Annotated in this window: 13 protein-coding genes; 8 read left to right on the top strand and 5 right to left on the bottom strand. The window is 67.2% G+C overall.

Going from position 1 to position 12,953, the window contains the following annotated elements; all coding sequences use genetic code 11:
* Nucleotides 1–17 precede the first annotated feature (17 nt).
* Nucleotides 18–920, bottom strand: a complete 903-nt coding sequence (locus tag EX20_RS19675; RefSeq protein ID WP_011883345.1) for an NAD kinase — start codon at nucleotides 918–920, stop codon at nucleotides 18–20.
* Between the two features lie 130 nt (nucleotides 921–1,050).
* Here EX20_RS19675 and hrcA point away from each other — a divergent pair, with 130 nt between their 5' ends.
* The 3 genes from hrcA to EX20_RS19690 all read left to right on the top strand — a co-directional run bounded on the left by hrcA (nucleotide 1,051) and on the right by EX20_RS19690 (nucleotide 3,699).
* On the top strand, nucleotides 1,051–2,073 hold the full coding sequence (gene hrcA, locus EX20_RS19680) for a heat-inducible transcriptional repressor HrcA (RefSeq protein WP_011883347.1): 1,023 nt from the start codon (nucleotides 1,051–1,053) through the stop codon (nucleotides 2,071–2,073).
* Nucleotides 2,074–2,221: 148 nt separating this feature from the next.
* Nucleotides 2,222–3,286, top strand: coding sequence for a ferrochelatase (gene hemH, locus EX20_RS19685; protein ID WP_011883349.1), 1,065 nt, complete (start codon nucleotides 2,222–2,224; stop codon nucleotides 3,284–3,286).
* Nucleotides 3,287–3,291: 5 nt separating this feature from the next.
* Nucleotides 3,292–3,699, top strand: coding sequence for an RNA-binding S4 domain-containing protein (locus EX20_RS19690; protein ID WP_034194465.1), 408 nt, complete (start codon nucleotides 3,292–3,294; stop codon nucleotides 3,697–3,699).
* Here the strand turns inward: EX20_RS19690 and EX20_RS32585 are convergent.
* Nucleotides 3,671–3,832: a hypothetical protein gene (locus EX20_RS32585; RefSeq protein WP_011883353.1), complete on the bottom strand. Its 162-nt coding sequence runs from the start codon at nucleotides 3,830–3,832 to the stop codon at nucleotides 3,671–3,673. The genes EX20_RS19690 and EX20_RS32585 overlap by 29 nt on opposite strands.
* A 327-nt stretch (nucleotides 3,833–4,159) precedes the next feature.
* On the opposite strand from EX20_RS32585, the gene grpE reads away from it, so the two are divergent.
* From grpE to EX20_RS19720, 5 genes are all read left to right on the top strand, one after another.
* Nucleotides 4,160–4,705, top strand: a complete 546-nt coding sequence (gene grpE / locus EX20_RS19700) for a nucleotide exchange factor GrpE (protein WP_011883354.1) — start codon at nucleotides 4,160–4,162, stop codon at nucleotides 4,703–4,705.
* Between the two features lie 10 nt (nucleotides 4,706–4,715).
* Nucleotides 4,716–5,147 (top strand): thioredoxin family protein, encoded by a 432-nt coding sequence (locus EX20_RS19705; RefSeq protein ID WP_034194452.1) that lies wholly within the window; start codon nucleotides 4,716–4,718, stop codon nucleotides 5,145–5,147.
* A gap of 147 nt (nucleotides 5,148–5,294) precedes the next feature.
* Nucleotides 5,295–7,247 (top strand): molecular chaperone DnaK, encoded by a 1,953-nt coding sequence (gene dnaK / locus EX20_RS19710; RefSeq protein ID WP_011883357.1) that lies wholly within the window; start codon nucleotides 5,295–5,297, stop codon nucleotides 7,245–7,247.
* A 247-nt stretch (nucleotides 7,248–7,494) separates the two neighbouring features.
* Nucleotides 7,495–8,631: a molecular chaperone DnaJ gene (gene dnaJ / locus EX20_RS19715; protein WP_034194453.1), complete on the top strand. Its 1,137-nt coding sequence runs from the start codon at nucleotides 7,495–7,497 to the stop codon at nucleotides 8,629–8,631.
* A gap of 4 nt (nucleotides 8,632–8,635) precedes the next feature.
* Complete coding sequence (locus EX20_RS19720) at nucleotides 8,636–10,717, top strand: chorismate-binding protein (protein WP_034194454.1); 2,082 nt, start codon at nucleotides 8,636–8,638, stop codon at nucleotides 10,715–10,717.
* A 116-nt stretch (nucleotides 10,718–10,833) separates the two neighbouring features.
* On the opposite strand, the gene panB is transcribed toward EX20_RS19720, so the two are convergent.
* Genes panB through folK form a run of 3 tightly spaced genes read right to left on the bottom strand, consistent with a single transcriptional unit; the run spans nucleotide 10,834 to nucleotide 12,922 of the window.
* Nucleotides 10,834–11,649, bottom strand: coding sequence for a 3-methyl-2-oxobutanoate hydroxymethyltransferase (gene panB / locus EX20_RS19725; RefSeq protein ID WP_014722488.1), 816 nt, complete (start codon nucleotides 11,647–11,649; stop codon nucleotides 10,834–10,836).
* Between the two features lie 47 nt (nucleotides 11,650–11,696).
* Complete coding sequence (locus EX20_RS19730; protein ID WP_014722489.1) at nucleotides 11,697–12,383, bottom strand: deoxynucleoside kinase; 687 nt, start codon at nucleotides 12,381–12,383, stop codon at nucleotides 11,697–11,699.
* Nucleotides 12,380–12,922 carry a 2-amino-4-hydroxy-6-hydroxymethyldihydropteridine diphosphokinase gene (gene folK, locus EX20_RS19735; protein WP_034194455.1) on the bottom strand — a complete coding sequence of 181 codons (543 nt, stop codon included), beginning with the start codon at nucleotides 12,920–12,922 and terminating at the stop codon, nucleotides 12,380–12,382. Before folK ends, EX20_RS19730 begins: the two co-directional genes overlap by 4 nt.
* Nucleotides 12,923–12,953 lie beyond the last annotated feature (31 nt).

Genomic DNA, 12,953 nt, shown 5'->3' on the forward strand with positions numbered 1-12,953 from the left:
TGTCGGGCTCGCTTGCGTCAGGACGCCTTGTCGTCTTCGTTCGATGCGTGTTCGTTCCAGTGCAGCTTCTTGCGCAGCGTCGCGTAATAGCTGTAGCCGATCGGGTGCAGGAACGGCACCGTGTGCTTCGAGCGGCGCACTTCGATCGTGTCGTTCAGCTCGAGCGCCGTGAAGGACTGCATGTCGAAGTTCACGTTGACGTCGCGACCGGCGACGATCTGGATGGCGATCTTCGAATCGTCCGGCAGCACGATCGGCCGGTTCGACAGCGCGTGCGGCGCGATCGGCACGAGCACGACGCCCTGCAGTTGCGGATGCAGGATCGGGCCGGCCGACGACAGCGCGTACGCGGTCGAGCCGGTGGGCGTCGCGACGATCAGGCCGTCCGAACGCTGGTTGTACATATAGCGGCCGTCGACCGACGCGCGCAGCTCGACCATCCCGGAAAAGCCGCTGCGGTTCACGACGACGTCGTTGAAGGCGAGCGCGTGGTAGATCGGTTCGCCGTTGCGCACGATCCGCGCCTCGAGCAGCGAGCGCTCCTCGCGCTCGAACTTGCCCGACAGGATCACCGGCACGAGCGCCTGCATGTCGGCTGCGGCGATGTCGGTGATGAAGCCGAGCCGCCCGTGGTTGATGCCGATCAACGGCGTCTTGTACGGCGCGAGCTGGCGGCCGATGCCGAGCATCGTGCCGTCGCCGCCGAGCACCACCGCGACGTCCGCGCGCGCGCCGATTTCCGCCGGCGTGAGCGCCGGATAGCCCGAGATGCCGATCTCGCGCGCGGTATCGGCCTCGAACACGACGTCGAAGCCGAGTTTCGCGATGCAGCCAGCGAGCGTGGCGAGCGGCTCGGCGATGCCGGGCGTGTTGCTCCGGCCGACGAGCGCAACAGTATTGAACTGATTACCGGTTTTCATGCCGGCATTACACCATAGCTCGTTGACGAAAAGAACCGGCTGCGCGCGCACGGGGCCGGATCGGCCGGCCGGCGCGATGAACGCTGCGGCCACTCGCCGCGCCCGCCCGGTTGCGCTAAAATTTTCCACCATGCTAGATCCTCGCGCACGAACCCTCCTCAAAACCCTGATCGAACGGTATATCGCCGACGGTCAGCCGGTCGGCTCGCGCACGTTGTCCCGTTACTCCGGGCTCGAGCTGAGCCCGGCGACGATCCGCAACGTGATGTCCGACCTGGAGGAGCTCGGCCTCGTGTCCAGCCCGCATACCTCCGCCGGGCGCGTCCCGACGCCGCGCGGCTACCGGCTGTTCGTCGACACGATGTTGACGGTCGAGGCGCCGATCGACGCCGAGGCCGTCGCGCGGCAGGTGCAGAACACGCTGCAGGCCGGCGAGCCGCAGCAGCGCGTGGTGGCGGCGGCGGCGAGCGTGCTGTCGAACCTGTCGCAGTTCGCCGGCGTCGTGCTGACGCCGCGGCGCAGCCACGTGTTCAAGCAGATCGAATTCATGCGGCTGTCGGACAAGCGGATCCTGCTGATCATCGTCACGCCCGAAGGCGACGTGCAGAACCGGATGCTCGCAACGCCGCGCGACTACACGCCGTCGCAGCTGACCGAGGCGTCGAACTACATCAACGCGCACTTTGCCGGCCTGTCGTTCGACGAGGTGCGCCGCCGCCTGCGCGACGAGATCGACCAGCTGCGCGGCGACATGACCACGCTGATGCACGCGGCCGTGACGGCCAGCACCGAGGTGCCCGACACCGAGGACACCGTGCTGATTTCCGGCGAGCGCAACCTGCTCGAAGTGGCTGACCTGTCGTCCGACATGGCGCGGCTGCGCAAGCTGTTCGACGTGTTCGACCAAAAGACGGGCCTCCTGCAACTGCTCGACGTGTCGAGCCACGCCCAGGGCGTGCAGATATTCATCGGCGGCGAATCGACGCTCGTGCCGATCGAGGAAATGAGCGTCGTCACCGCGCCGTACGAGGTGAACGGCAAGATCGTCGGCACGCTCGGCGTGATCGGCCCGACCCGCATGGCGTACAACCGCGTGATCCCGATCGTCGACATCACGGCGCGGCTGCTGTCGCTCGCGCTGAGCCAGCAATAAGCCGGCCGCTTGCGCACCGTCATCGTTCTGTCATCGTCCCGCGGCGCCGTGTGCGCCGCCAGTCGGCCGAACGGCCAGCCGCCCCGATCGAGGCGGGCCGCTATAATTGAGAGCCGTTCGACTGCGTGCCGCGAGCACGATCCTGCCCATGCGCTTTGACCTTGAGCCGCCTTCGAGCGTCGCGGCTGCCCATCGCATCGGTGTGCTGCTGATCAATCTCGGCACGCCCGACGCCCCGACCCCGCGCGCGGTGCGCCGCTATCTCGCCGAATTCCTGTCCGATCCGCGCGTCGTCGAAATTCCGCAGGCCATCTGGCAGGTGCTGCTGCGCACGGTGATCCTGCCGTTGCGCGGCCGCGCGTCGGCGAAGAAATACGCGGCGGTCTGGATGCCTGAAGGCTCGCCGTTGCGGGTGTACACCGAACGCCAGACCGAAGGCGTGCGGCATTTGCTCGCAGCGAACGATTATCAGGTGCAGGTCGATTACGCGATGCGCTACGGCAGCCCGAACATCGCGCAGGCGCTCGCGCAGTTCAAGCGCGCGGGCGTCGAACGCGTGCTGTTGATGCCGATGTATCCGCAATACTCGGCGTCCACCACCGCAACCGCGTTCGATGCCGCGTTCGCCGCGCTCACGCGGATGCGCAACCAGCCGGAAGTGCGCACGGTGCGGCACTATGCCGACCATCCGGCCTATATCCATGCGCTCGCCGAGCAGGTGCGTCACTACTGGGCGCAGCACGGCCGGCCCGACTTCGCGGCCGGCGACAAGCTCGTACTGAGCTTCCACGGCGTGCCGAAGCGCACGCTCGACCTGGGCGACCCCTATCACGACCAGTGCCAGCAGACGGGCGCACTGCTGATGGCCGCGCTCGGGCTGTCCACGCTCGAATGCCGCGTGACGTTCCAGTCGCGCTTCGGCAAGGCCGAGTGGCTGCAGCCGTACACGGCGCCGACGCTGCGCGAGCTCGGCGAGGCCGGCGTGCGGCGCGCCGACGTGTTCTGTCCGGGCTTCACGGCCGATTGCCTGGAGACGATCGAGGAAATCGGCATGGAAGTGCGCGACGAGTTTCTCGCGGGCGGCGGCCAGGCGTTCCACCGGATACCGTGCCTGAACGGGGCGTCCGCGTGGATCGGCGCGCTCGGCGAGATCGTCGCCGAGAATCTGCAGGGCTGGCCGGCCAAGGCGGCGCAGCCCGAAACGGTGAGTTGAACGCGATGAACTACAGGATTTCGACCGAACCGGGCGCGAAACTGCGCATCGACAAGTGGCTGTGGGCGGCGCGGTTCTTCAAGACGCGTTCGCTTGCATCGGACGCGGTCGACAAGGGCCACGTGAAGATCGGCGGCGCGGCCGTCAAGCCGTCGAAGGACGTGCGCGTCGGCGACGAGGTCGAGATTGCGATCGACGGAGTGGTCTGGCACATTGCCGTGCTGGGCATCTGCGACGTGCGCGGGCCGGCGAGCGTCGCGCAGACGCTCTACGCGGAAACCGAGGCCGGCCGCACCGCGCGGCTCGCCGAACTCGAACGGCGCCGTACCTACCGGGAGCCGGCGGCCGAGCTGCACGGCCGGCCGACCAAGCGCGACCGTCGCATCATCGACAGATTTTCGGGTGAACGCTGAACATCTGGTCGAACGTCGCGCGGGCGCTGCCGTATTCGGTGGTGCGGTCGGTGACGGCGCCGGACAGGCAGATGGTGGTGGTGCCGGCAATGAGTACCAGCGCGACCACCGATATCGCAAAGGTCAGTTTCACGGTACTCGCCTCATGGTGGATGTCGGGCGGCGGCAAGCTAGGGTTAACGCGCTTTCCGACGCTTGAATGGAGTGTAGTGCAGGCCCCGATGCCGAGCTAGTACTTGCCTGGTAAGCGGTGTTACCGGTCGTTTCGTCCAATCTGGCGGCAAATGCGTGCAATCGCGCGCCGCGCGCGCGGTTGTTTCGCGGTCTTCACGAATCGGCGCGGATAACCCTCTTGAAATCGCAGTTTCCGGCCTTATTTGCAGCAGCAATGTGCGGCGCCGCGGGCATACGGCCCGGCGGTTGCCGGTTTGGCTTCAACCTCTAATCGACTTTCAGCGACATGGAAAACACGCAAGAGAACCCGGCTACCCAATCGGCCGAAGACATCGGCAGCGCGAAGCAAGCGGCACAAGGCGCCGCTCCCGCCGCCGAAGCCGCCGACGCGGCGCTCGCGGAGGCTCAAGCCAAGGTCGCCGAGCTGCAGGAGAGCTACCTGCGGGCGAAGGCCGAGACCGAAAACGTCCGTCGCCGCGCGCAGGACGACGTGTCGAAGGCGCACAAGTTTGCGATCGAGAGCTTCGCCGAGCACCTGCTGCCGGTGCTCGACAGCCTCGAGGCGGCTGCCGTCGATACCTCCGGCGACATCGCGAAGGTGCGCGAAGGCGTCGAGCTGACGCTGCGCCAGTTGACGAGCGCGCTCGAGAAGGGCCGCGTCGTCGCGATCAACCCGGTCGGCGAGAAGTTCGACCCGCACCAGCACCAGGCGATTTCGATGGTCCCGGCCGAGCAGGAGCCGAACACCGTCGTGGCCGTGCTGCAAAAAGGCTACATGATCGCCGACCGCGTGCTGCGCCCGGCGCTCGTCACCGTCGCGCAGCCGAAGTAAGGCGGCCGCGATGCTTCCCGCCGGCGTCGATCCGGCCGCGTTCGAAGCGTTCGACATGCAGGCGCTGGCGGCCGACACGTTCGACGCCGAACTCGCCGGCGCCGGCGACGCGCTGGCCGTCGTGTTCGTCTGGGGCGTCGACTGCTTCAACTGCGAGATCGCGAAGAAGGCGATGCTCGCGCAACCCGACGCGATCCGCGCGCTGGGCCTGAAGTGGTTCCATTGCAACGTCTACGAACATCATGAGCTGGGGCGCCGCTTCGGCCTGCACGGCGTGCCGACGTGGTTCTTCTTCCACGGCGGCAAGCGGCTCGGCCGCGCGACCGGCTGGCATGGGCTCGCGCAGTTCGAGGCGGCGGTGGCCGCGGCGCGCGCGAAGATCGCCGCGGCGTCCGGCGACGGCCGCGGCACCCCGCACGATCCGGCTACCGGCGGCGATTGAAAAAATTTAATATCCGCATCGCTTGGCGGGTCTTGAAAACGGATCGGCCGGACGCATTTCGGGAACAGAGTTGAATTCTGGCGTGCGAAACCGCCCAAAAACGCGGGGTTTCGCGCAGCAAACAGGCATTTCTGGAGATTAGGAAAAATGGGAAAGATCATCGGTATTGACCTCGGCACCACGAACTCGTGCGTCGCCATCATGGAAGGCAATCAGGTCAAGGTCATCGAGAACTCGGAAGGCGCGCGCACGACGCCGTCGATCATCGCCTACATGGACGATAACGAAGTGCTCGTCGGCGCACCGGCCAAGCGTCAGTCCGTGACCAACCCGAAGAACACGCTGTTCGCGGTGAAGCGCCTGATCGGCCGTCGCTTCGAAGAGAAGGAAGTCCAGAAGGACATCGGCCTGATGCCGTACGCGATCATCAAGGCCGACAACGGCGACGCATGGGTCGAAGCGCACGGCGAGAAGCTCGCGCCGCCGCAGATTTCGGCTGAAGTGCTGCGCAAGATGAAGAAGACGGCCGAAGACTACCTCGGCGAGCCGGTCACGGAAGCCGTGATCACGGTGCCAGCGTACTTCAACGACAGCCAGCGTCAGGCGACCAAGGACGCCGGCCGCATCGCGGGCCTCGAAGTCAAGCGGATCATCAACGAGCCGACCGCCGCGGCGCTTGCGTTCGGCCTCGACAAGGCAGAGAAGGGTGACCGCAAGATCGCCGTGTACGACCTCGGCGGCGGTACGTTCGACGTGTCGATCATCGAAATCGCGGACGTCGACGGCGAAATGCAGTTCGAAGTGCTGTCGACCAACGGCGACACGTTCCTCGGCGGCGAAGACTTCGACCAGCGCATCATCGATTACATCATCGGCGAGTTCAAGAAGGAGCAGGGCGTCGACCTGTCGAAGGACGTGCTCGCGCTGCAGCGCCTGAAGGAAGCGGCCGAAAAGGCGAAGATCGAGCTGTCGTCGAGCCAGCAGACCGAAATCAACCTGCCGTACATCACGGCGGACGCATCGGGTCCGAAGCACTTGAACCTGAAGATCACCCGCGCGAAGCTGGAAGCGCTGGTGGAAGACCTCGTCGAGCGCACGATCGAACCGTGCCGCATCGCGATCAAGGACGCCGGCGTCAAGGTGTCGGACATCGACGACGTGATCCTGGTCGGCGGCCAGACCCGCATGCCGAAGGTGCAGGAGAAGGTGAAGGAGTTCTTCGGCAAGGAACCGCGCCGTGACGTGAACCCGGACGAAGCCGTCGCGGTTGGCGCGGCGATCCAGGGCCAGGTTCTGTCGGGCGACCGCAAGGACGTGCTGCTGCTCGACGTGACCCCGCTGTCGCTCGGCATCGAGACGCTCGGCGGCGTGATGACGAAGATGATCACCAAGAACACGACGATCCCGACGAAGCACTCGCAGGTGTATTCGACGGCGGACGACAACCAGTCGGCCGTGACGATCAAGGTGTTCCAGGGCGAACGCGAGATGGCCGCGGGCAACAAGCTGCTCGGCGAGTTCAACCTCGAAGGCATCCCGCCCGCACCGCGCGGCGTGCCGCAGATCGAAGTGACCTTCGACATCGACGCGAACGGCATCCTGCACGTCGGCGCGAAGGACAAGGCGACCGGCAAGGAAAACAAGATCACGATCAAGGCGAACTCGGGCCTGTCCGACGCCGAAATCGACCAGATGATCAAGGACGCGGAAGCGAACGCGGCGGAAGACCACAAGCTGCGTGAGCTGGCCGATTCGCGCAACCAGGGCGACGCGCTCGTCCACAGCACGAAGAAGGCGCTCACCGAGTACGGCGACAAGCTGGACGCGGGCGAGAAGGAAAAGATCGAAGCGGCGCTGAAGTCGCTCGAGGACGTCCTGAAGGATACGTCGGCCGACAAGGCGGCGATCGACGCGAAGGTCGAGGAGCTCGGCAAGGCTTCGCAGAAGCTCGGCGAAAAGATGTACGCCGACATGCAGGCGCAGCAGGCCGGTGCGGCGGGCGCGGCAGGTGCAGCGGAAGGCGCGGCCCATGCGGGCGGCGCGCAGCAGGCAGCTGACGACGTCGTCGACGCCGAGTTCAAGGAAGTGAAGAAGGACTAAGCCGGGTTGCCATGGCACCGCACGACGCGCGGTGTGCGGTGCGGCTGAACAGCGGTCTGTCTTTCCTTCCGGATGGCCGGATCGACTCCACGCCTGGCGGGCCTCGCGGCCCTCCGGGCACATTTGTTTTTTGGCGGGTGCTGCGTGAGCCGTCCGCGGACGGTGCAGCGCCAGACGAGTCGAGAGACTTTACTGCGGGCGAAAGGAGCCGCCGCGTGCGCGATGCGTGGCGGCACAGTGAATCGATATGGCGAAACGGGATTACTACGAGGTTCTGGGCGTCGCGAAGAATGCGAGCGACGACGAAATCAAGAAGGCATATCGCAAGCTTGCGATGAAGTACCACCCCGACCGCAATCCGGACAACAAGGATGCGGAAGAGCATTTCAAGGAGGCGAAGGAAGCCTATGAAATGCTGTCGGACGGCCAGAAGCGTGCAGCGTACGACCAGTATGGCCACGCAGGCGTCGATCCGAACATGGCCGGCGCGGGCGGTCAGGGCTTCGGCGGCTTCGCGGATGCGTTCGGCGACATCTTCGGCGACATCTTCGGTCAGGCCGCGGGCGGCGCCGCGCGCGGCGGCCGCGGCGGCCCGCAGGTGTATCGCGGCGCGGACCTGCGCTACAGCATGGAGATCACGCTGGAGCAGGCCGCGCACGGCTACGATACGCAGATCCGCGTGCCGAGCTGGGTGTCGTGCGAAGTCTGTCACGGCTCGGGCGCGAAGCCCGGCACGAAGCCGGAAACCTGCCCGACCTGTCACGGCCAGGGCACGGTGCGCATGTCGCAGGGCTTCTTCAGCATCCAGCAGACCTGCCCGAAGTGTCACGGCACCGGCACCTACATCCCCGAACCGTGCGCGCACTGCCATGGCTCGGGCAAGGTGAAGGAAACCAAGACGCTCGAGGTGAAGATCCCGGCCGGCATCGACGACGGGATGCGGATCCGCTCGGCCGGCAACGGCGAGCCGGGCATCAACGGCGGGCCGCCGGGCGACCTGTACGTCGAGATCCACATCAAGCCGCACTCGGTGTTCGAGCGCGACGGCGACGATCTGCACTGCCAGATGCCGATCCCGTTCACGACCGCCGCGCTCGGCGGCGAGATCGAGGTGCCGACGCTGGCCGGCCGCGCGTCGTTCCCGGTGCCGGAAGGCACGCAGTCCGGCAAGACGTTCCGGCTGCGCGGCAAGGGCATCAAGGGGCTGCGCTCGAGCATCGCCGGCGATCTGTACGTGCACGTGCAGGTCGAGACGCCGGTGAAGCTGACCGACCAGCAGCGCGACCTGCTCAAGCAGTTCGAGAAGTCGCTGGCCGAGGGCGGTGCGCGTCACAGCCCGCAGAGCAAGAGCTGGTTCGACCGCATGAAGAGCTTCTTCGAGTGAACGCATGACTGAAGGCTGCGAGAGCGCGTCGTTCGCGCTCTTGGACGATTGCGACTCGACCGCGTCCGCGCGGTCGAGTCGTTTGTATTCCGGTTTCGTGCGCGAACGCGTCTGCACGGATCCGGCACGGCTCGACGAGGTCGACGCGGCGCTCGCGCAGGATCTGCGCGACGGGCTGCACGCGGTCGTCGTCGGCGATTACGAATTCGGGCGCAATCTGCAACGAGCGCAGCCGGGCGACGCCCCGCTGCGCTTTTTGCTGTATGCGCGCTGCGAGCGCCTGTCGCGCGACGAAGCCGACGCATGGCTCGCGCAGCAGGACGGCGGCGGCCCGCCGTCGATCGCGGGCGTCGCGCATGTCGCCAAGAGCGTGTCGCGCGACGCATTCGACGCGGCGATAGCGGCCGTGCACGACGCGCTGCGCGCGGGCGATTCGTACCAGATCAACTACACGTATCGGCTGAATTTCGACATGTTCGGCACGCCGCTCGCGCTGTACCGGCGGCTGCGCGCGCGTCAGCCGGTGCGTTACGGCGCGCTGATCGCGCTGCCCGACGGCGCGTGGGTCGTATCGTGTTCGCCAGAGCTGTTCGTCGAGAAGCACGGCGACGTGCTGCGCGCGCGGCCGATGAAGGGCACCGCGCCGCGCTCGGCCGATCCGCACGAAGATGCCGCGGCGGCCGCGTTCCTCGCGAACGATCCGAAGAACCGCGCCGAAAACGTGATGATCGTCGACCTGCTGCGCAACGACGTGTCGCGCATCGCCCGCACGGGCTCGGTGAAGGTGCCGGCGCTGTTCTCGGTCGAGCCGTATGCGTCGGTGTGGCAGATGACGTCGACCGTCGAGGCCGGCTGGCGCGACGGCACCACGTTCGCGCAGATGCTGCGCGCGCTGTTTCCGTGCGGGTCGATCACCGGCGCGCCGAAGCACAAGACGATGGAGCTGATCGATGCGATCGAGGCGACGCCGCGCGGGCTCTACACGGGTGCGATCGGCTGGCTCGATGCGCCGCACGGGGCGTCGCGCGGGGCGGCCGGGTGCGGCGACTTCTGTCTGTCGGTCGCGATCCGGACGCTGAGGATCGAGGCGGCTGAAGCAGTCGAGGCGTTGGAAGCACCTGAAGCACACAGAGCATCCCAAGCACCTCAAGCACCTCAAGCACCTCAAGCACCTCAAGCACCCGAAGCACCCGAAGCACCCGAAGCACCCGAAGCACCCGAAGCACCCGAAGCACCCGAAGCACCCGAAGCACCCACCGCGATCCCCCCGGTGGGTTCTCCTGCCACAGCCGCCGCCGCGGCACACGGAGAGCGCGCCGCCGCCTCTACCGGCCGTTGGCGCGGCACGATGGGCGTCGGCGCGGGCATCGTCCTCGACAGCGTGGCCGCCGACGAATACGCGGAGTGCGAATTGAAAGCGCGTTTCCTGACCGACGCCGATCCCGGCTTCCGCTTGTTCGAAACCACCGCCGCGACGCGCGCGACCGGCATCCGCCACGTCGAGCGCCATCTCGCCCGGCTGCAACGCAGCGCCGACGCGTTCGGCTTTCGCTTCGACGCCGCCGCGTTGCGCCGCGCGATCGACGCGCGCTGCGCGGCGCTCGACGGCGACGGCCCGTACCGGATGAAGCTCGCGCTCGCGAAGGACGGCACGCTCGAGATCACCGTCGCGGCGCTGCAGCCGCTGCCGGCGGGGCCGGTCGGTGTGATGCTTGCGTCTGCGCACGGCTTCGCGCCGACGCGCAGCGACGACGCGCTGCTGCTGCACAAGACGACCCACCGTGCCGAATACGACCGCGCATGGCAGGCGGCCGAGGCGCTCGGCGGCTTCGACATGCTGTTCGTCAACGAGCGCGGCGAGGTGACCGAAGGCGGCCGCTCGAACTTGTTCGTGAAGCTCGACGGGCGCTGGGTCACGCCGCCGCTGGCGAGCGGCGTGCTGCCGGGCGTGATGCGCGGCGTGCTGCTCGACGATCCGGCGTTCGACGCGCTGGAGCGGATCGTCACGCGCGACGACCTCGCGCGCGCGGATGCGCTGCTGCTGACCAACGCGCTGCGCGGCGCGCTCGACGCCGTGTTGAAATGATGCACTGATGGCCCGCGCGGCGTGCCGCATAGATAAAAAAGCGCGGCGTCCCGTACAGGACGCCGCGCTTTTTTGTCCGGGCCGCGCGCCCGGCGAGCGAGCGGCCGGCCCGCGGATCAGAACGAATGCTCGGGGCCGGGGAACGTGCGCTCCTTCACCGCGCTGACGTACGCTTCGACGGCGGCCTGGATGCTCGGCTGGCCTTGCATGAAATCTTTCACGAAGCGCGGCCGCTTGCCGGGGAAGATGCCCAGCATGTCGTGCAGCACCAGCACCTGGCCCGAGCAATCGAGCCCCGCGCCGATCCCGATCGTCGGGATCTTCAGCATGTGCGTGACTTCGGCGGCCACGAGCGTCGGCACCGCTTCGAGCACGACGAGCTGCGCGCCGGCGTCCTCGATCGCGCGCGCGTCGCGCAGCAACTGCGCGGCGCCGGCTTCGGTGCGGCCCTGAACCTTGAAGCCGCCGAACGCATGCACCGACTGCGGCGTGAGGCCGAGATGCGCGCACACCGGCACCGAGCGTTCGACGAGAAAGCGGATCGTGTCGGCGAGCCATTCGCCGCCTTCGAGCTTGACCATCTGCGCGCCCGCGCGCATCAGCGCGACCGAATGGGCGAACGCTTCCGCGGGCGTGCCGTAGGTGCCGAACGGCAGATCGGCGACGACCAGCGCGCGCGGCTGCACGCGCGCGACGCACGCGGTGTGGTACGCGATGTCGTCGAGCGACACGGGCAGCGTGGTCGTGTGGCCTTGCAGCACGTTGCCGAGCGAGTCGCCGATCAGCAGCACGTCGGTGCCGGCGCGATCGAGCAGCGCGGCGAAGCTCGCGTCGTAGCAGGTCAGCATCGCGATCTTCTCGCCGGCTTCGCGCATTGCCTGCAGCTTCGGCACAGTGATCGCAGGCCGGCTCGATTCCTGGAGATAGGTCATGGGGAAATCCGGTTCGAATGGGGGAGGAACGGCGGGCGGTGCGCGCGTCAGCGCGTCGTCTCGCCCTTGACGAAGAATTCCTTGCGGCCGCGCATCGTGTCGATGCGCTCGATCAGCAGCGCGAGGTCTTCGGGGGAATCCAGCGGGTTCAGATGTTCGGCCGCGACCGTCAGTACCGGCGTGCGGTCGTAGTGATAGAAGAATTCGTTGTAGGCGTCGACCAGCGCGCGCAGGTACGCGTCGCTGATCTGCAGCTCCATCGGCAGGCCGCGCTTCTGGATGCGCGAGAACAGCACCTCGGGGCTCGCCTGCAGATAGACGACCAGATCGGGCGCGGGCGCCTGCGGTACGTCGACGTGCGCGGCGATCGCGCGGTACAGCTGCCATTCGTCTTCTGGCAGGTTCAGCCGCGCGAAGATGTCGTTCTTCTGCGGCATGAAATCGGCGACCACCGGCCGGCCGGTGTCGAGCGCGCCGAGCAGCTCGCGCGCCTGCTGCGCGCGCTGCAGCGCGAACGCGAGCTGCGCGGGCAGCGCGTAGCGCGCGGTGTCGCGGTAGAAGCGTTCGAGAAACGGGTTGTCCTGCGGGCGCTCGAGCAGCGCCTGCATCGACCAGCGTTCGGCGAGCAGGCGCGCCAGCGTCGTCTTGCCGACGCCGATCGGGCCTTCGATCACCAGGTAGCGGTGCGGGGCGCGCAGATCGGGCGCGGTGACGGTCAGCGGAGCATTGTTCATCGGCAGCGGTTCTTGTCGGCGTCTGCGCCGGCGGCGAGGGCCTTCTGCATCAGGCATTGGCAGGTCTGCACCTTCTCGACGCGCTGATCGGCGACGGCCGCGAGAAATGCGTCGGCGCGGCCGCGCAGCGGGATGTCGAGCGCCGGGTCGATTTCGATGAGCGGCACGAGCGCGAAGGCGCGGTCGGTGAGGCGGGGATGCGGGACGATCAGGTCGGGCTCGTCGATCGCATCGGTGCCGAACAGCAGGATGTCGAGGTCGAGCGTGCGCGGTGCGTTGCGATACGGGCGCTCGCGCCCGAAGTGATGTTCGATCTTCTGGCAGAGCGCGAGCAGCTCGCGGGCCGACAGCGTCGTGTCGAGCTTGACGACGCAGTTGTAGTAATCGTCGCCGCTCGCTTCGAACGGCGCCGTGCGATACAGGCTCGATTTGCCGAGGACCGAGATGGCGCGCTGCTGTGCCAGGCACACCACCGCGTCCTTCAGAGTCTGGCGCGCATCGCCGAGATTCGCCCCCAGTCCGATATATGCAACCGTCATGGCATCACTTCCTACGTCGTTCGCCAGCGAG

Origin of the sequence: Burkholderia sp. WP42 (genome assembly GCF_000745665.1) — a bacterium.
Classification (GTDB): Bacteria; Pseudomonadota; Gammaproteobacteria; order Burkholderiales; family Burkholderiaceae; genus Burkholderia; species Burkholderia vietnamiensis.